Source organism: Bordetella genomosp. 13 (genome assembly GCF_002119665.1).
In the GTDB taxonomy this organism is placed as follows: domain Bacteria; phylum Pseudomonadota; class Gammaproteobacteria; order Burkholderiales; family Burkholderiaceae_B; genus Bordetella.
The window spans coordinates 3,681,964-3,700,894 of sequence record NZ_CP021111.1; the positions used below are offsets into that span (position 1 = coordinate 3,681,964).

The window sequence follows — 18,931 nt, forward strand, 5'->3', positions numbered from 1 at the left end:
GTGCTACGCGGCGGCGTGCCGGGCCAGGGGCTCGGTGTACTTCGTCAGCCACGCCAGCGCCTCGCCCTCCACCAGCGGCGCCACGCGATGGCGAACCGTGCGGTGATAGTCGTCGAGCCAGGCGATCTCCCTGGCGTCCAGCAAGGACACGTCGATGCAGCGCCGGTCGATCGGGCACAGCGTCAGCGTCTCGAAGCACAGGAACTCGCCGAACTCGCTTTCCAGCCAGGTGCGGTTGGCCACCAGGTTCTCGATGCGCACGCCCCAGCGGCCCGGCCGGTACAGGCCCGGTTCGTTGGAGGTGATCATGCCCGGCTCCATGGCCGTGTGCGGGCCGGGCGCGGCGCGATACGAGATGACCTGCGGGCCTTCATGCACGTTCAGGAAGTAGCCCACGCCGTGGCCCGTGCCGTGGCCGTATTCGCCGCCGGTCGCCCAGATGGGCGCACGGGCGATGGCGTCGAGCATGGGCGAGGCGACGCCGCGCGGGAACGAGGCCAGCGACAGCGCGATCATGCCCTTCAGCACCCGGGTGAAGTCGGCCTTCTGGTCGGCGCTGGGCGTGCCCACCGCCACCACGCGCGTGATGTCGGTGGTGCCGCCGTGATACTGCCCGCCGGAATCGATCAGCAGCAGGCCGTCGCCCTCGATGAGCGAATGCGATTCGGGCGTGGCGCGGTAGTGGGGCATGGCGCCGTTGGCATTGAAGCCGGCAATGGTGGCGAAGCTGGGGCAGACATAGCCGGGACGCCGCGCGCGGGCCTCGGTGATGCGTTCGTCGATGGTCAGTTCGGTGATGGCCTCGCTGCCCTGCGCGCTTTCGAACCAGGCGAAGAACTCGCACAGCGCGGCGCCGTCCTGCTCCATGGCGGCGCGCACGTGGACCAGTTCGGCCTCGCTCTTGCGCGACTTGAACAGCGTGGAAGGATTGATGGCCTCGACGCGCGGCACCGCGGGGTCCATCAGGCGGAACACGCCGCACGTGACGCGCGCGGGATCGATCAGCAGGGTCTGGTCGCGCTCGAGCGAGCCCAGGGCCTCGGCCGCCAGCTCGTACGACAGCACGTCGATGCCATCGGCCGCCAGCGCGGCACGCAGGGCATTGGGAACCTTGCCCGCGCCGACGAACAGCGTCGCGTGATCGTGCGCGATCAGCGCATGCGCCAGGAACACCGGGTTGTAGTCGACGTCTGCGCCGCGCAGGTTGAAGATCCACGCGATGTCGTCCACCGTGCTGACGAGGTGCGCATCGGCGCCATGCCGGTCCATCGCCTCGCGCACGCGAGCCAGGCGTTCGGCGCGCGATTCGGTGGCGTGCGGCGGCTGGTGCTCGTAGACCGGCGCCGTGGGCAGGCCGGGCCGGTCGACCCAGATCTCATCGAGCAGGTCGGCCTCGATGTCGAGCTCGATGCCGGCCGGCGCCAATGCGCCCAGCAGCGCGCGCCAGGCCGCCAGGCCCAGCACCTGCCCGTCTACGCCCACCCGCGCGCCAGCGCGCAGGTTCGCCGCCAGCCAGGCGACGTGTCCGGGCTGGTTGGCCGCGGCGATCTTCATCAGCGCGATGCCGGTGTCCGCCAGTTGCGCCTCGGCCTGCACCCAATAGCGGCTGTCGACCCACAGCCCCGCGAAGCCGGCCGTGACGACCAGCGTGGCCACCGACCCCGTGAAGCCCGACAGCCAGCGCCTGCCCTGCCAGCGCTCGGGCAGGTACTCGGACAGATGCGGGTCGGCGGATGGCACGATGCAGGCATCGAGCCCGCGGCGGCGCATGGCCTGGCGCAGATCGGCAATACGGGTCGGTATGGATGACATGGGATCCTCAGCGCAACATGAAGGACATGGCCGCCAGGCTGTTGAGCATGCGGATCGCGGCCTGCACGCTGTCGGCGGTGAAGCGCAGCGTGACGCCGTCGACGCGCTCGAGCGTCGGCCAGGTGCAGAACAGGTCGGCCAGCGCCGAACTCTGGGTCTGCAACCGGCATTCTATCGGGCCCGGGATGCGGAAAGGAGCGACGCGCCCGATGTCCCTGATGGCGGCCTGCGCCGCCTCGGCGATGGCGCCCCGCGCGGCGGCCGGCGACAGCGTGATGCCGCTGCCCTGCCCGTGCGCCACCTTGGTCTGCACCCAGTGCGCGCCCGGAAACAGCGACCGGGTTTCGGCGATGAACACGTCGTCGCCCGTGCCCAGCACGACCGGCACGCCGAGCTCGCCCGCGAGCGCGCCGTACAGGCCCGCCTCGCCCAGTTCCATGCCGTTGAAGAACACGCGCGCGAAGGCGAAGCTGTTGATGGTGTGCGCCAGCACGCCGCGGCCCTGGGCGCGGCTGTGGTAGCCGATCATGAAGACCGCGTCGCACGGTTCCTCCAGGCCGCCCATCATGCCCAGGTAGCGCGGCTTGCCCAGCACCAGGCGCGCGCGCTCGTCCAGCTGGTCGGGCAGCAGATTGCGGAAACCGCCGTGCGAATCGTTCACCAGCACTTCGGTCGCGCCACCGGCGTAGGCGCCCTGCACCGCGGCGTTGGCCTCGGCGGTCATCCAGGCGCGGGCACGTTCATACTCGCCATTGCCCGGGCGCACCTGCTCGGCGTGGAATACGCCGGCCACGCCTTCGATGTCAGTGGAAATCAGGATTTTCATGATGGATACGGCAGAAAGGAAAATGTCGAAGAATCACAGCTGCGTGTCGGCCAGCCAGCGCCGCCATTCCGGCGCGGCCTCGACGATGGCGCGCCGCACATGCCCATCGCGCCCGGCCACGGTTTCGGCGCGCCACAGCGCAGCCACGATGGCCTGCTCGCAGGCCTCGGCGGCGGCCTCGAACAGCCGGTCGATGCGCGTCTCGTGCAGCATGGCCACCGAGGGCATGCCCCGCTCGGCCAGATGAGGCACGGTATACGCCGTGCTGAAGGCCAGCGCGATATCGCCGCTGCCGTGACCGAACACCGACCCGGTACGCGCCAGGCCCGCGCCGGCCCGCAGCGACAGGCGGCGCAGCTGGCGCGAGTCCAGCGGCGCGTCGGTGGCCACCAGCAGGATGATCGAGCCCTTCTCCGGTTCGACCGGAGTGGCGGGCGCCGCAGCCGCAGCCGAGGCCGGCGCGGCATCCTGCCGGTCCATGCGTTCGGCCAGCAACCGGCCGAACGGGCGTCCGGCCACGATCAGGTTGGGCAGCCGGCCGAAGTTCGCCAGCACCAGCGCGCCCACGGTGTAGCGCAGGCCGGGCTGCACCTCGGCCACGCGCGAGGCCGAGCCGATGCCGCCCTTGAAGGAAAAGCACGACATCCCGCGCCCCGCCCCCACCGAGCCCTGCTCGAACCCGGCGGCAGCGCCCTCGTATGCCTGCCGGTAGTGCGCCTCGGTCAATGCCAGGGCCTGGATGTCGTTCAGGTAGCCGTCGTTGCATTCGAACACCAGCGGGTTCACCGTGGGCAGCTCCCGGCCGATGCCGGGATTGGCGGCCACGGCATTGCGGATCTGCCCATTGGCGACCGTGCCCACGCCGAAGGTGTTGGTGAGCGCGATGTCGGTCTCCAGCACGCCCAGCTCGGCCACCTGGACGAGGCCAATACTCTTGCCGAAGCCGTTGAGCACCGTGGCCGCCGCGGGGACCTTGTCGCGATAGGGGTCGCCGCCGTGCGGCCGCACCACGGTCACGCCGGTCTGCAAGGGGCCGTCGGCGAGCGTGCAATGGCCGACCGTGACGCCGGGCACGTCGCTGATCGCGTCTCGCGGACCGGCGGGCAGCGCGCCGATGCGCGGCTGAATGGCGGAGGTTTCCTGCATGGTGCGTCCGTGCCGGGGCACGGCCTCTTCTGTACTGAAAAAGAACCGGCCGGCCCCACCGGGGCCGGCCGGCAGCGTGATTGCCGCGGGACGGCGCGCGCCATGCGGCGCGGCTGCGGCCCGCTTACTTGCGATCGATCTTCGGATCCAGCGCGTCGCGCAGGCCGTCACCCAGCAGGTTGAAGGCCAGCACGGTCAGGAAGATCGCCAGCGCCGGGAAGATCGCCACGTGCGGCGCCAGGACCATGTCGGCGCGCGCCTCGTTCAGCATGGCGCCCCACTCGGGAGTGGGCGGCTGCGCGCCCATGCCCAGGAACGACAGGCTGGCCGCCGTGATGATGGAAGTGCCGATGCGCATGGTGCCATACACCACGATGGGCGAGATGGTGCCGGGCAGGATGTGGCGCATGATGATGGTCCAGTCGGACGCGCCCACGCTGCGCACGGCCTCGACGTAGGTCATCTGCTTGATGGCCAGCGTGTTGCCGCGCACCAGGCGGGCGAAGGCCGGCACGCTGAACACTGCCACGGCCACGATCACGTTGACCATGCTGGAACCCAGGATGGCCACCACGCCGATCGCCAGGAGCATGCCCGGGAAGGCCAGCAGCACGTCCGAGATGCGCATGGTGATGCGCTCCCACCAGCCCTGGTAGTAGCCGGCCATCAGGCCCATGAACGTGCCCACGACGGCGCCCAGCGCCACCGACAGGAAGCCGGCGGCCAGCGAGATGCGCGCGCCCATCAGCACGCGGCTGAAGATGTCGCGGCCCAGCGAGTCCACGCCGAACCAGTGCGTCCACGACGGCGTCGCGTTGATCGCGTCATAGTCGAAGAAGTTCTCGGCGTCGAACGGCACGATCCACGGCGCCACCACCGCGGCCAGCACCAGCAGCAGCACGAAGGCGCCGGCGCCCAGCGCCAGCTTCTGCTTGCGGAACTTGCGCCAGAACTCCGTGGCGGGGGTGCGTACGGCGGCCTGCGCCTGCACGGCCGGAGCCATGCCCGGACCGCCGGCGGCGGCGTCGGTGGTGGCCGAGGCGGTTTCGATATTGCTCATGCCGCCCTCACTTGTAGCGAATGCTGGGATTGATGACGCCATACAGCACGTCGACAATCAGGTTGATCAGGATGAATTCCAGCGAGAACAGCAGCACCAGGCCCTGGATCACGGGATAGTCGCGCTGGGTCACCGCGTCGACCAGCAGCCGGCCCAGGCCGGGCCAGTTGAACACGGTCTCGACCACGATCGAGCCGCCCAGCAGAAAGCCGAACTGCAGGCCCATCATGGTGACCACCGGGATCAGCGCGTTGCGCAGCGTGTGCTTGGTCACCACCACCCGTTCGGACAGGCCCTTGGCGCGCGCGGTGCGCACGAAGTCTTCCTGGATGACCTCGACGAACGAGGCGCGGGTGAAGCGCGCCATCACGGCGGCCACCGCCGCGCCCAGCGTAATGGACGGCAGGATGTAGTGCTGCCAGGTGGATGCCCCCACGGTGGGCAGCCAGCCGAGATTCACCGAGAAGATCTGCATCAGCACCATGCCCAGCGCGAACGCCGGGAACGAGATGCCGGACACCGCCAGCGTCATGCCCAGGCGGTCGGGCCATTTATTGCGCCACACGGCCGACACGATGCCGATGATCATGCCGAACACCACGGACCAGACCATGCTGGCCAGGGTCAGCCACAGGGTGGGCATGAAACGGTCGGCGATCTCGGTGGCCACGGGGCGCTTGCTGCGCAGCGAGGTGCCCAGGTCGCCCTGCAGCATGTGGCTGAAGTAGCGCACGAATTGCTGCGGCAGCGGCAGGTCCAGGCCCAGTTCCTTGCGGACCAGCTCGACCGTGGCCTGGTCGGCTTCCTGTCCGGCGGCCAGCCGCGCGGGATCGCCCGGCAGCATGTGCACGAAGAGGAACACGACCACCGCCACCAGCAGCAGCGTGGGGATCATGCCCAGGAGGCGTTTGACGATGTAGGTGAACATTGAGAATTCCTGCGGCGCCGGCTGCCAGGACAGTCCCTGCGGCCGGCGCGGCGTATCGCGTTTTACTGCCCGCGGGTTTGTCGCCCGCGAGTTTCACGACTCGCGGGCTCGAGGCTCGCGGGTTACTGCTTCAGGTCGATGTCGCCGAACCAGAACGAGGTGTCGGGCTCGACGTAGATGCCGGAGAGGTTCTTGGACCGGACGTACAGGTTGTTCTGCGTCACCAGGAAGGCCCACGGGGCGTCATTCCAGATGGTTTCCTGGGCGTCCTTGTACAGCTTGGTCTTCTGTTCGCGGTCGACGGTGGCCAGCGCGTTGGCGATGTCCTCGTCGACCTTCTTGTTCGAGTAGTACGACACGTTGTTCAGCACCGGCGGGAAGGCGGCGGTGGACAGCAGCGGACGCAGGCCCCAGTCGGCCTCGCCGGTCGACGACGACCAGCCGGCGTAGTACATGCGCACCTTGGCGTCCTCGGGCTTCTGCACCTGCTGCACGCGCTGCACGCGCTGGCCCGATTCCAGCACCTCCACCGACACCTTGATGCCGACCTGGGCCAGCTGCTGCTGCAGGAACTGCACCACCTTCACCGACGTGCCGTCGTTATAGGCGGACCACAGCGTGCTTTCGAAGCCGTTGGGATAGCCGGCCTCGGCCAGCAGCTGTTTGGCCTTCGCGGGGTCATAGGGCCACGCGCCGATCTTGTGCGCGTAGTCCACGCCCTGCGGCACCACGCCGTCGACCACGGTGGCGTAGCCGTTGAACGCGACCTTGGCCAACGCCTGCTTGTTGATGGCGTAGTTGATGGCCTGGCGCACCTTCACGTTGTCGAACGGCTTCTGCATCACGTTCATGGACATGTAGCGGGCCATGATCGAGTTCTTGTGGTCGACCAGCTCGATCTTGTCGTTCTTGGCCAGCACCGAGGCTTGCTCGAACGGCACCGGGAACGCGAAGTGCGCTTCGCCGGTCTGCACGACGGCCGCGCGGGTGTTGTTGTCGGTGACGGTGCGGAACGTCAGCGTATCGATCTTCGGATAGCCCTTCTTCCAGTAACCGTCGAACTTCTTGACCTTCAGGTACTCGGCCGGCTTCCACTCCACGAACTGGAACGGACCGGTGCCCACGGGATTGAAGCCGATCTCCTTGCCGTACTTCTTCAGCGCGGCCGGCGAGATCATCATGGCGGCGGGGTGGGCCAGCGCGTTGATGAAGGCCGAGAACGGCTTCTTCAGCGTGATCTTGACGGTGTAGGGGTCGATCACGTCGATCTGCTGGATCACGCTGAACTGGATGTAGCGCGACAGGCGGTTGTCGGGGTTGGCCGGACGGTCGAAGTTGATCTTGACGGCTTCGGCGTTGAAGTCGGTGCCGTCATGGAACTTGACGCCCTGGCGCAGCTTGAACGTGTAGACCAGGCCGTCTTCGCTGACGGTGTAGTCGGTGGCCAGCACCTTCTGCACCTTCAGGTCCTTGTCGAACTCGAACAGGCCTTCGTAGTAGGCCTTGCCGGCCGCCTGGTTCAGCGTGCTGTTGGTGTTGTAGGGGTCCAGCGTTTCCAATGCGATGGCCACGGCCAGCGTCACGTCCTTGGCGGCCAGCGCCACGGGCGAGGCCAGTACGCCGAAAGCCAGCGCGGCGGCGGCAATGATCTTCGTGGGGCGCAATACGTTCTTCATGTAAGGCTCCTGTCTTGCGGAGAGGTCGGTGTTGGTGGAAGAGGACTGCAAGAAAAATGGACTTCAGTACGCGCCGCCGATGCTGTGGCGGGCCACGAAGTGATCGGGCCCGACGGCCACCAGCGGCTGGACGACCGGATCGTCACCCAGCTTGCGGATCGGGCTCGGAATCTCGTCGGACAGCAAGGTGCGCTTGCGATGGCGCCGTGCCGGGTCGGCGATGGGCACCGCCGCCATCAGCTTCTTGGTATAGGGATGCTGCGGGTTCTCGAAGATGGCGCGGCGCGGGCCGATCTCGACGATCTGGCCCAGGTACATCACCGCCACGCGGTGGCTGACGCGCTCGACCACCGCCATGTCGTGCGAGATGAACAGGAACGAGATGCCCAGGTCGCGCTGCAGGTCGATCAGCAGGTTGACGATCTGCGCCTGGATCGACACGTCCAGCGCGGACACGGATTCGTCGGCGATCACGACCTTGGGATTCAGGGCCAGGGCGCGCGCGATGCAGATGCGCTGGCGCTGGCCGCCTGAGAATTCGTGCGGATAGCGGTTCGCCACTTCCGCGGGCAGGCCCACGCGCTCGAGCAGCTCGGCCACGCGGCGCTCGGCTTCCTTGCCCTTGGCCACGCCGTGGACCAGCAGCGGCTCCATGATGGAGAAGCCCACCGTGACGCGCGGGTCGAGCGAGGCGAAGGGATCCTGGAACACGAACTGGATGTCGCGCCGCAGCGACTGCAGCTCGGCGGGACGCAGCTGGACGATGTCGCGGCCGCCGAACTGGATGCTGCCCGACTGGCTGTCGACCAGGCGCAGCAGCGAGCGGCCCGTGGTGGACTTGCCGCAGCCCGACTCGCCCACCAGCGCCAGGGTTTCGCCGGGGTACAGGTCGAAGCTGACCTTCTCGACGGCGTGCACGCGACGCTGCACGCGGCTGAAGATGCCGCCGCGCAGGTCGAACCGGGTGACCAGGTCGCGCACGCTGAGCACGGGCTGGCGTTGCGCGCCAGCGGCCGCGACAGGGGCCGCCGCGGGAGCTGCCACGGGCGCCGCCGCATCGGCCGACGCCTTGCCGTCCACCTGCACCAGCGGGAAGCGTTCGGGCAGGTCGGTGCCCTGCATGGCGCCCAGACGCGGCACGGCCGACAGCAGCGCGCGCGTATAGCGGTGTTGCGGTTCCGAGAAGATGCGTTCCGACGGGCCTTCCTCGACCTTGTCGCCGCGGTACATCACCAGCACGCGGTCGGCCACCTCGGCCACCACGCCCATGTCGTGGGTGATGAACACCACGCCCATTTGCATCTCGTCCTGCAGTTGGCGGATCAGTTGCAGGATCTGCGCCTGGATGGTCACGTCCAGCGCCGTCGTGGGTTCGTCGGCGATCAGCAGCGCGGGCTTGCAGGCCAGCGCCATGGCGATCATCACGCGCTGGCGCATGCCGCCGGACAGCTGGTGCGGGTGGCGGTCCATCACCGAGCGGGCCTCGGGAATGCGCACCTGCTCGAGCATGCGCAGCGCCTCGGCGCGCGCGGCGGCGGCGTCCATGCCCTGGTGCAGGCGAATCGACTCGGCGATCTGGTCCCCGGCCGTGAAGACCGGGTTGAGCGAGGTCATGGGCTCCTGGAAGATCATGGCCATGTCGGCGCCGCGCACGCCGCGCATGGCGCGCTGGCTGGCGCCCGCCAGGTCGATGACCGCGCCGCTGCGGCGGCGCAGGGCCATGCGCCCGTCGACGATGCGGCCGCCGCCGTGCTCGACCAGGCGCATCAGCGCCAGCGAGGTCACCGACTTGCCCGAGCCCGACTCGCCCACGATGGCCAGGGTCTCGCCCCGGTCGACGTGGAACGACAGGCGGCGCACCGCCTCGACCGTGCGCTCCGACGTGACGAAATTCACCGTCAGGTCTTCGACCTGCACCACCCGGTTCTCGGGCAGCGCCAGGGAGGATGCGCGCTCAACCATCTTGAATGTTCCTATCTTGCAGACTGCGTGAATAAACCGGCGCGCTCATCGGTAGATGGCCGCCACAGGGGCTTCACCGACGCGCGCGTAGCCGCGGTACATCCCCTCGGTGTTGAACGGCAGGGCCACGTTGCCCTGCGCATCGACGGCGATCAGGCCGCCCTTTCCGCCGATGGTCGGCAGCTTCTCGATGATGACGCGTTCGGCGGCCTGCGCAAGCGGCGTGCCGCAATACTCCATCTGGGCGGCCACGTCGTACGCGGCGACCATGCGGATGAACATCTCGCCGGTGCCGGTGGTGGATACCGCGCAGGTGCGGTTGCTGGCATAGCAGCCGGCACCCACCAGCGGGGCATCGCCCACGCGCCCCACCTGTTTGTTGGTGATGCCGCCGGTGGAGGTGGCCGCGGCCACGTTGCCCTGCGCGTCCACCGCCACGGCGCCCACGGTGCCGAACTTCTTGTCGGCATCCAGGGGATCGGCCGGCGCGGGCTGGCCGCGCGCCACCATGGCCTGGCCGTCGTGGTCGAGCACGGCCGCATCGGGCGTCTCGCGCTGCACGCGCAGCAGCTGTTCGCGGCGCGCCTCGGTGGAGAAATACGAAGGATCGACGATGTCCAGGCCGTGCTCGCGGGCGAAGGCTTCGGCGCCCTCGCCCACGAAGAAGACGTGCTTGCTTTCTTCCATGACCTTGCGCGCCGCCAGCACCGGATTGCGCACGCGATTCACGTTGGCGATGGCGCCCGAGCGCAGCGTGGCGCCGTCCATGATGGAGGCATCCAGCTCGTGCGTGCCGGCGCTGGTGAACACCGCGCCATGGCCGGCATTGAACAGCGGGCAGTCTTCCAGCAGGCGCACGGCCTCGGTGACCGCGTCCAGCGCGCTGCCGCCGCGCGCCAGCACCGCCTGGCCGGCGGACAGGATCTCGCGCAGCGCGGACAGGTACTCCTGCTCTTTCTCGGGGGACATCGCCGCGCGCGACATCGCGCCGGCGCCGCCATGAATGGCAATCACGGGTTGCATCAACGTTTTCCTACACCATGTATGAGCCACGGCATCACGGACTCGGTCACACCGGCCGCCGCGGCAACGGAATTCTTGGCCCGGTATCCCACCGCGGCCGACAAGGCTTCGATGATGCCCAGCGCCGCGGTCTCGGCATTGGGACTGAGCTGGCGCGCGCTGTGCGCGTACAGCGCCACCGACGCCGCGGGCGCCAGCGGAGACGTGGGCTTGTCGGTCAGCACCAGCACCGGCACGCCGGCCTGCCGCGCGGCCCGCGCCAGCGTGACGGTGTCGGCCAGATAGCGCGGAAAGCCGATGGCGATGACCAGGTCGCTCTGGCCCAGGCGCGACAGCACCCGCGCCGCGTGCGACACACCGCCGGGCCCCGCCAGGGATTCGACCATGTTCAGGTGCATGCACAGGCCGCGCTGCAGCATGCCGGCCAGGAAGCCGCTGGCGCCGAAGCCGATGATGAACACGCGCTCGGCTCCCAGGATGGCGTCCACGGCCCGCTCGCAGGCGTTGGCGTCCAGCGACTGCAGCGTCCGCTGTGCGTTGCGGACGTCCTCTTCCAGCGAGGCCGCGAAGATCTGCGCCGCGCTGGCCGAATGCGCCAGCTCCGTGCGCAGCTTTTCCACGGGCTCCAGCGCGGCCTCGAAGCCGCGCGCCAGCTCGGCGCGGAACTGCGGGTAGCCGGGCAGGCCCAGGGCCTTTGCGAAACGGTTGGCGCTGGCCACCGACACGCCGGCCGCCGCGGCGAACTCGTCGATGGTCATGGTGGCGGCGCGGAACTGGTGAGCCAGCACGTACTCGGCCATGGCGTGCTGCGCCGGACTGAACTCGGGCTGCGCGCGGGCGATACGTTCGGCGATGGTGGGAGCGGCCTTGGCCTTGGGGGGAGACACGGTGCGGCGGAGAACGCAGGGTAGGACTAGCGCGGGTTCATGTAAATCTGTTTACACACGAATTGTATTAAAGAAAATTTATTTTCATACCGAGGGTATACCCTCAACCCTTGTCATATAGCGGTCATAAGCGGTGTCGTACACATGCGGGCAGCATCGCGAGCGTGGTCTACCATATGGCCCTTCCATCCCGCGCGATTACCCGAACCGTGCCCACCTGGACCTGCAAACACCACAGCGACCTCGCCACCACCGAGCTGTACGCCCTGCTGCGCCTGCGCAGCGAGGTCTTCGTCGTGGAACAACAATGCGTCTTCCTGGATCTGGATGGAGAAGATCTGGGCCAGGACACCTGGCACTTGATGGCATGGGACGAAACGGGCCGGCTGCTGGCCGGCGCGCGGCTGCTGGATCCGGACAGCCACGACGGCCAGGCCATCATCGGCCGGGTCGTCACCGCCCCGGACGCACGCGGACAGGGGCTGGGCCATGAATTGATGCGCCAGGCGCTGAAGGAAGTGCGCCGGCTCTGGCCGCAAGCGCCGGTCTACCTGGGCGCGCAGCAGAGGCTGCAGGCGTTCTATGCGGGTCACGGGTTCGACCCGGTGACCGATCCCTATATGGAAGACGGCATTCCGCATATCGGGATGCGGCTGTCCGCTGCACGGTAGACCACTCACGGTCCGGCAAGGCGCGGAACTATCGCGCCGCTCTTGTTCCTCATGGTTGGCCGCCGATCAGGAATCGGCCAAAGAAGAGAGCCTTTGCTCACTACAACCCAGGAAAGAAACCCGACGATGAACAAGAAACTGGCGTTCTCCCTGCTGTTCCCTCTAGTGCTCGCGGCATGCGGCGGGTCGTCCGACGACGACGATGGAGACTCGGCCCCGACGACACCTCCTCCCGCGCAACCCGAGCCTGCCCCCGTCGATGCCATCACCCAGGCGTCCCAGGCCACGGCGTCCGCCTTGGGACTGGCACCGATATCGGGCAACGACGAATCGGTGCAGGTCTACGATGTGATCGCCGACATCGGGGATACCTGGCAACTGAGTTTCAACACTCGGACAGGGGCGTTCTCGCTGAAGGTGATCTACTCCGCGTATGGATTGACCGACGCGACAGGGACGTTCACCCATGTCACCAGCGGAAGTTTCTCCACGTTCACGGGAGCCGGCGGCGCCTTCACCCTGCTGGTCGACCACCGCACCCGCACCATCTCCGGCACGATGAAGGTGGGTGAACAAACAGCTTCGGTGACCGGCTCGAGCTACAGCATGCCCGCCGACCTGGCGGTATTCGCAGGAACCTACGCCGGCCTGCTCAACTCGCGCATGCAACCCGGCGGAGACATCCCCCCGGAACAAGCCGGCATCTCCGCCTTGCCCGGCACGCTGCTGCTGAGGACCGATGGCACCGGCGCAATGTGCGTCTTGGGTCAAGTCACCGCTGAAGGCGAATGTGGCCAGCCAGGCGGCGGGGAGGGCTCGCCGACGATGCCAGGGACTCCCGTGCAACTGGCCTGGAACGCCGCCGACGGGCAGGTCCACTTGAGGACCCCACAGATCGCCGACAGCGGACCGGTCGACCTGGGCATCGTGCGCGTCCAGGCAGGCGATCGCGGCGCCATCCTGACGACTGATGTCCCGCTTTCCAGCGCTACTGGCAGCCCTGTCACCGGCACCACTTATTTCGTCAAACAGCAGGCGCTGCAAGGCACGGAGATGAATGGCTCCTGGACTTGCAGTGGCGGCGGGCTGCCCAGCGACACATTGGTCGCGGATGCCCCTACCATCCGCATCACATCCGCGGAAGGCGAAACGGTGTCCGCACAGTTGTACTACAACGGGCTTCCGATCGATAGCGGAGAACCGGGCGGCGAGCCCGTGACGGCTCCTGTCTTCAATGGCTTCGCCGGCACCGTGTCGGAACAGGACGCATCGGTGCGGATGTACGTGCCGATGTCGTCGAGCCTGTTGGTGTCGATGAGCGCGGGTCTGAGCGCGGGGACTCTATCGGTGCATCTGTCGATCTGTCATCCCGCCGTCAACTGAACGAAACGCGTCGAGAACCCGCGCGGATCGTGGTCGTAATAGGACCGCACCGCGCGGCAGAGTAACCGCGACATTCCGCAGCGCAGCTTCAAAACTACAGTTTTGTCGCCGCTGCACCCTGCAATTGCCTGTTATCGGGCCGCAGGCTGCCAAGTCGACGCTCTCAGCGTCTTCCCCACCAGCCCTATATTTTCCCCATACCGATCCGTTACCAATTGACAGTTTCGGAAGATGCATCGGCCAAGGTCCCTCAGCGGTCCGGTCCCGAACTGACGCTCTACAACACATCGGGCAGCACGCGCCCGGATAACGCACAACGAGAGAACATCCATGCACAAGAAACTGGCGGCAGCCCTGCTGCTTCCCCTGCTGCTCGCGGCCTGCGGCGGCAGCGACGACGACGATGACGACGCGCCGCAGCAGGAGACTCCCACCGCGCCGGCGCCTGAAACGCCCGCAGAAGAACCTCCCGCCCCCGAGCTGGACCCGGTTACCGAAGGTTCGCAGGCAACGGCCGAGCTCCTGGGTCTCGCGCCGATCGCTGGCAACAGCGAAACCATCACTGTCTATGACGTCGTAGCCGACATCGGCGATACCTGGCGTCTGACGCTCGACAGCCAGGCCGGCACCTATCACATCAAGCCCCTGCAGACCCAGTTCGGCGTGGGCGAGTCGTCGGGCACCTACACCAGCACGAGCAGCGGCGAATTCTTCACGACCATAACGGGCGGCGACGGCGCGTTCGTGCTGCTGATCGACAATCGCACGCGCACTATTGCCGGCAACATGTTCGTCGATGGAATGCTGTCAACCGTGTCCGGCACCAGCTACGCCGTGCCCGCCGACCTGTCGACGCTGGCCGGAACCTATGTGTTCTCCGGCGCGGCACGACAGCTGATGGATCCGATGCGCGCGTCCGTCGGCATCATGGCCGGCGGGGACGACTATCTGAGGGGCACACTGATGATCCGGGCGGACGCGACCATGGTGGTTTGCCTGGACGAGCAGGTTACCAGCGAAGGCAATTGCCGCTATATGGACGGCGGGGAATACACCGGCTCTCCGGCCAGACTGGAACGGGATGCGGACGACGGCGAGGTGCGCATGATCGTAGAGATGTCCGACCCGGCCCTGCCCGAGCCCGTGAAATTCAAGGCAGGCGTCGTACGCGTCCATGCCGGTGACCGCGGCCCCGTGCTGGTCCTGGACCTGCTTCCCGAGAATGGCCTGACTTTCTACCGCTCCACGGGGGTAGTCTATGCGGGACTGCAAACTGCCCTGAAGGGCAACGAGCTCGATGGCGCATGGCAATGCGCAGAGCGTGGCGAAGCCTTCGCCACGGTCCAATCGACCGGGTCCACCGTGAAACTGACGTCGTCGGACGAGACGGAGACCGCTGCCGGCACGTTGCGCTACAACCAGGTGCCGACCGCCGACGGGGAAACGTTCTACGACTTCAATGGCGTCGCGGCCCTCACGACCGACATCGACGAGACCTTCCCGGTAACGCAGCTGCCGCTGTCGTCCAGCCTGTACCTGATGCAATCGCTGGGCGGGACCAGCGTCGTGCTGTGCCACCTGAATCAGGGCGACACGCAGTTGCCCCCCATACGGTAAATCGCGGCACCACGGTCTGCTGGAACCAGCGGGCCATGACCATTACTCGTGCTGACACCGTCGGGCGATAATCTCATGACAAAACGCCTTGCCCGGCAACGGCCCGGCAAGGCGTCGAGACTCGCACGAGGGCGGACAGGCCACACACGGCCTTCCGCCCTTTTTTCACGTCAAGCCAGCAGCGAGACGTCCAGCTTGGCCAGCGTCTTGGCCTGGATCTCTTCGACCGTGACGCCCGGCGCCGTCTCGAGCAGCTTCAGCCCGTCGTCGGTGACTTCCATCACGCCCAGGTCGGTGATGATGAGATCCACCACGCCCACGCCGGTGAGCGGCAGGTTGCATTCGGGCAGCAGCTTGATGTCTTCCGTGCCGTCCTTCTTCTTGGCCACGTGTTCCATCAGCACCACCACGCGCTTGACGCCGGCCACCAGGTCCATGGCGCCGCCCATGCCCTTGACCATCTTGCCCGGGATCATCCAGTTGGCCAGGTCCCCCTTCTCGGACACCTGCATGGCGCCCAGGATGGCCAGGTTGATCTTGCCGCCGCGGATCATCGCGAACGAGTCGGCCGACGAGAAGATCGAGGAGCCCGACATCGTGGTGACGGTCTGCTTGCCGGCGTTGATGAGATCGGGATCGACCTCGTCCTCGGTGGGAAAAGGACCGATGCCCAGCAGGCCGTTCTCGGATTGCAGCCAGACCTCGATGCCCGCGGGCACGTGGTTGGCGACCAGGGTGGGCAGGCCGATGCCCAGGTTGACGTAGAAACCGTCTTGCAGCTCGCGCGCGGCGCGAGCCGCCATTTCTTCGCGGGACCATGCCATTGCTCGTCTCCTTAGGCGGTACGCGTGGTGCGTTGTTCGATGCGCTTTTCCGGATTGGCGTTGACCACGATCCGGTGCACGTAGATGCCGGGCAGATGAACCTGGTCGGGATCGAAGCTGCCGGTGTCGACGACTTTCTCGACCTCGACGATGGTGACCTTGCCCGCCATCGCCACGTTGGGATTGAAGTTGCGCGCCGTCTTGCGGAACACCAGGTTGCCGCTGCGGTCAGCCATGTAGGCCTTGACCAGCGACACGTCGGGCACCAGCGAGCGCTCCATCACGTATTGCTCGCCGTCGAACTCGCGGATTTCCTTGCCGTCGGCCACCACGGTGCCCACGCCGGTGCGCGTGAAGAATGCCGGGATGCCGGCGCCGCCGGCGCGCAGCTTCTCGGCCAGCGTGCCTTGCGGCGTGAACTCGAGCTCGAGTTCGCCGGACAGGAACTGCCGTTCGAATTCCTTGTTCTCGCCCACGTACGAGGCGATCATCTTGCGGATCTGGCGCGTGGCAAGCAGCTGGCCGAGTCCGAAACCGTCGACGCCCGCGTTATTGCTGACGCAGGTCAGGCCCTTGACGCCCGAGTCGCGCAAGGCCGCGATGAGCGCCTCGGGAATACCGCAAAGCCCGAAGCCGCCTACGGCGATCATCTGGCCGTCCTTGACGACGCCAGCCAGCGCCTCGGCGGCGCTTGGATAAACCTTGTCCATTGCTCCAGCTCCTTTATCGAAATCGAATCTTTCTTGCGAAGGGCGCAGGCCGGGGGCCCGCGCCTCATGGTTCGGTTTGCGGACGATTGTAGCGGCAGGTGCCGTGCCGCACCATTCAGCCGCCTGGCCTGAACTGTGTGCCGAAGCGGCCCAGCATGTCGGCGGGCCAGGGCGCCGAGCGTCCGGTGACGGCATCGATGCAGACCAGCACGTTGCGGCCGCGCGCATACACGCCGGCCTCATCGCCCAGCTTCTCCAGCGTCAGTTCGAACTCGATGCTGGAACGGCCGATGCGCGTGACGCGGTGCGTGACCCGCACATCGGCCGGATAGGTGAAGGAACGAACGAAATCGCACGATGCATGCGCGAGGATGGCGCTGAGGCCCCCGTTCGTTTCGGCGGGGGGCAACCGCATCCCCGCGCCATACAGAATCTGCATGCGCGCCTCTTCCATCAAGCGGAAGTACACGGTGTTGTTAAGGTGATCGAGCGGATCGGAATCGCCCCAGCGCAAGGGCAGATCGGCATGATGGACGTCGCCCTCGGCAAGCGGGCGCGTCGGCGGATTGTCGCGGGTCACGCGTGGTACTCCTGGTCTAGGGGCATTGCGTCCGACGTAGAGCGCCGGCTGCAATACAATCGCCGATGATACTTCTTGCCATACCGAAGCCGATAGAGGGGAACTTCGCAATGTCCGAACGCGAATCGATGGAATATGACGTGGTCGTGGTAGGAGGCGGGCCGGCCGGGCTGGCCGCCGCGATCCGCCTGAAGCAGCTCGCCGCCGAGCACGACCGCGAGGTCAGCGTATGCGTGCTGGAAAAGGGCGCCGAGCTGGGCGCGCATATTCTGTCCGGCGCGGTGATGGACCCGCTGGCGCTTACTGAACTGATTCCCGACTGGAAAGAAAAAGGCGCACCGCTGAACGTGCCGGTCACGCAAGACCAGTTCCTGTTCCTGACCCGCACCGGCGCGCGCCGCACGCCCAACTGGATGCTGCCGGCCTGTTTCCAGAACCACGGCAATTATGTCGTGCGCCTGGGCGACGTGGTTAAGTGGCTCGGCGAACAGGCCGAAGCGCTGGGCGTGGACGTGTTCCCCGGCTTCGCCGCCGTCGAGGTGCTGTACGACGAAGCCGGCGCGGTGCGCGGCGTGGCCACCGGCGACATGGGCGTGGCGCGCGACGGCACGCACACCGATCACTATCAGCCCGGCATGGAACTGCTGGCCCGCTACACGATGTTCGCCGAAGGCTCGCGCGGTCAATTGGGACGCCAGCTGATCTCGCGATACAAGCTGGACGACGGCCGCGACCCGCAGTCTTACGGCATCGGCATCAAGGAACTGTGGGAAGTCGATCCCGCGCAATCGCGCCCCGGCCTGGTCATGCACACCGCGGGCTGGCCGCTGGACACCGACACCTACGGCGGCTCGTTCCTTTATCACCTGAACGACAACCTGGTTGCCGTGGGCATGGTAGTGGGCCTGGACTACGCCAACCCGTGGCTGTCGCCGTTCGAGGAATTCCAGCGCTACAAGACTCACCCCGCGATCCGCGCGACGTTCGAGGGCGGCAAGCGCATCGCCTATGGCGCGCGCGCCATTACCGCGGGCGGCTTGCTGTCGCTGCCCAAGCTGGTGTTCCCGGGCGGCGCCATGATCGGCTGCGAAGCCGGCTTCCTGAACGCGTCGCGCATCAAGGGCAGCCACGCCGCGATCAAGACGGGCAAGCTGGCCGCCGAGGCCGCGTTCGAGGCGCTGGGCGCCGATCGCCGGCAGGACGAGCTGGCCGCCTACCCCACGGCCTTCGAAGCCTCGTGGCTCCACGACGAACTGCACAAGGCACGCAACTTCAAGCAGTGGTTCAAGAAGGGCCAGACCGTCGGCACCATCATGACCGGCGTCGAGCAATGGCTGCTCAAGGGCAATTTCCCCTGGACCATCCATCGCACCAAGCCCGACCACGCGTATCTGCAGCCGGCCTCGCAGTGCGCGCGCATCGACTATCCCAAGCCCGACGGCAAGCTGACCTTCGACAAGCTCAGCTCGGTGTTCATCTCGAACACCAACCACGACGAAAACGAGCCCGTGCACCTGACGCTGAAGGATCCCACCGTGCCGGTGGCGGTGAACCTGGCGCAGTATGGCGGACCCGAGGCGCGCTACTGCCCCGCGGGCGTGTACGAGTTCATCAAGGACGACCACGGCGCCGACAAGCTGCAGATCAACGCGCAGAACTGCGTGCACTGCAAGACCTGCGACATCAAGGATCCCACGCAGAACATCGTGTGGGTGGCCCCGCAGGGCGGCGAAGGGCCGGTGTACAGCGGCATGTGATGGCGCGGCGGGCGCGCACCGCCGCCTCCCTACGCACGCACGACGCCGGAGTGGTCGAGCGGGATGAAA

Annotated in this window: 16 protein-coding genes; 4 read left to right on the plus strand and 12 right to left on the minus strand. The window is 67.1% G+C overall.

Annotated features, from left to right (window positions below):
• Positions 1-3: 3 nt before the first annotated feature.
• The 9 genes from CAL15_RS16505 to CAL15_RS16545 all read right to left on the minus strand — a co-directional run bounded on the left by CAL15_RS16505 (position 4) and on the right by CAL15_RS16545 (position 11,320).
• Positions 4-1,812 (minus strand): aminopeptidase P family protein, encoded by a 1,809-nt coding sequence (locus CAL15_RS16505; RefSeq protein WP_086079593.1) that lies wholly within the window; start codon positions 1,810-1,812, stop codon positions 4-6.
• A gap of 7 nt (positions 1,813-1,819) precedes the next feature.
• The gene (locus CAL15_RS16510; RefSeq protein WP_086079594.1) at positions 1,820-2,638 is read right to left on the minus strand and encodes a M55 family metallopeptidase; all 819 of its coding nucleotides are present in this window, start codon (positions 2,636-2,638) and stop codon (positions 1,820-1,822) included.
• A 33-nt stretch (positions 2,639-2,671) separates the two neighbouring features.
• Positions 2,672-3,784: a DmpA family aminopeptidase gene (locus CAL15_RS16515; protein WP_086079595.1), complete on the minus strand. Its 1,113-nt coding sequence runs from the start codon at positions 3,782-3,784 to the stop codon at positions 2,672-2,674.
• Between the two features lie 124 nt (positions 3,785-3,908).
• Positions 3,909-4,787 carry a glutathione ABC transporter permease GsiD gene (gsiD, locus tag CAL15_RS16520; RefSeq protein ID WP_086081142.1) on the minus strand — a complete coding sequence of 293 codons (879 nt, stop codon included), beginning with the start codon at positions 4,785-4,787 and terminating at the stop codon, positions 3,909-3,911.
• A gap of 64 nt (positions 4,788-4,851) precedes the next feature.
• Positions 4,852-5,772: a glutathione ABC transporter permease GsiC gene (gsiC, locus tag CAL15_RS16525; protein ID WP_086079596.1), complete on the minus strand. Its 921-nt coding sequence runs from the start codon at positions 5,770-5,772 to the stop codon at positions 4,852-4,854.
• A 122-nt stretch (positions 5,773-5,894) separates the two neighbouring features.
• Complete coding sequence (gene gsiB / locus CAL15_RS16530) at positions 5,895-7,448, minus strand: glutathione ABC transporter substrate-binding protein GsiB (RefSeq protein WP_086079597.1); 1,554 nt, start codon at positions 7,446-7,448, stop codon at positions 5,895-5,897.
• Positions 7,449-7,511: 63 nt separating this feature from the next.
• Positions 7,512-9,410 (minus strand): dipeptide ABC transporter ATP-binding protein, encoded by a 1,899-nt coding sequence (locus CAL15_RS16535; protein ID WP_086079598.1) that lies wholly within the window; start codon positions 9,408-9,410, stop codon positions 7,512-7,514.
• A gap of 45 nt (positions 9,411-9,455) precedes the next feature.
• Positions 9,456-10,436 (minus strand): isoaspartyl peptidase/L-asparaginase family protein, encoded by a 981-nt coding sequence (locus tag CAL15_RS16540; RefSeq protein ID WP_086079599.1) that lies wholly within the window; start codon positions 10,434-10,436, stop codon positions 9,456-9,458.
• A complete protein-coding gene (locus CAL15_RS16545) occupies positions 10,433-11,320 on the minus strand; it encodes a MurR/RpiR family transcriptional regulator (RefSeq protein ID WP_086079600.1) in 888 nt (295 codons plus the stop codon). The genes CAL15_RS16540 and CAL15_RS16545 overlap by 4 nt, the downstream gene beginning before the upstream one ends.
• A gap of 176 nt (positions 11,321-11,496) precedes the next feature.
• On the opposite strand from CAL15_RS16545, the gene CAL15_RS16550 reads away from it, so the two are divergent.
• The 3 genes from CAL15_RS16550 to CAL15_RS24680 all read left to right on the plus strand — a co-directional run bounded on the left by CAL15_RS16550 (position 11,497) and on the right by CAL15_RS24680 (position 14,991).
• Positions 11,497-11,991, plus strand: a complete 495-nt coding sequence (locus CAL15_RS16550) for a GNAT family N-acetyltransferase (RefSeq protein WP_086079601.1) — start codon at positions 11,497-11,499, stop codon at positions 11,989-11,991.
• Between the two features lie 126 nt (positions 11,992-12,117).
• On the plus strand, positions 12,118-13,374 hold the full coding sequence (locus CAL15_RS16555; RefSeq protein WP_086079602.1) for a hypothetical protein: 1,257 nt from the start codon (positions 12,118-12,120) through the stop codon (positions 13,372-13,374).
• Positions 13,375-13,704: 330 nt separating this feature from the next.
• On the plus strand, positions 13,705-14,991 hold the full coding sequence (locus CAL15_RS24680) for a hypothetical protein (protein ID WP_086079603.1): 1,287 nt from the start codon (positions 13,705-13,707) through the stop codon (positions 14,989-14,991).
• A 170-nt stretch (positions 14,992-15,161) separates the two neighbouring features.
• Here the strand turns inward: CAL15_RS24680 and CAL15_RS16565 are convergent, their stop codons facing one another.
• The 3 genes from CAL15_RS16565 to CAL15_RS16575 form a co-directional block, all read right to left on the minus strand.
• The gene (locus tag CAL15_RS16565; protein WP_086079604.1) at positions 15,162-15,815 is read right to left on the minus strand and encodes a CoA transferase subunit B; all 654 of its coding nucleotides are present in this window, start codon (positions 15,813-15,815) and stop codon (positions 15,162-15,164) included.
• Between the two features lie 11 nt (positions 15,816-15,826).
• Positions 15,827-16,525 carry a CoA transferase subunit A gene (locus CAL15_RS16570; RefSeq protein WP_086079605.1) on the minus strand — a complete coding sequence of 233 codons (699 nt, stop codon included), beginning with the start codon at positions 16,523-16,525 and terminating at the stop codon, positions 15,827-15,829.
• 115 nt (positions 16,526-16,640) lie between these two features.
• Positions 16,641-17,105 carry an acyl-CoA thioesterase gene (locus CAL15_RS16575; protein WP_157666678.1) on the minus strand — a complete coding sequence of 155 codons (465 nt, stop codon included), beginning with the start codon at positions 17,103-17,105 and terminating at the stop codon, positions 16,641-16,643.
• 110 nt (positions 17,106-17,215) lie between these two features.
• On the opposite strand from CAL15_RS16575, the gene CAL15_RS16580 reads away from it, so the two are divergent.
• The gene (locus tag CAL15_RS16580) at positions 17,216-18,862 is read left to right on the plus strand and encodes an electron transfer flavoprotein-ubiquinone oxidoreductase (protein WP_198299071.1); all 1,647 of its coding nucleotides are present in this window, start codon (positions 17,216-17,218) and stop codon (positions 18,860-18,862) included.
• The last annotated feature ends 69 nt before the right edge of the window (positions 18,863-18,931 follow it).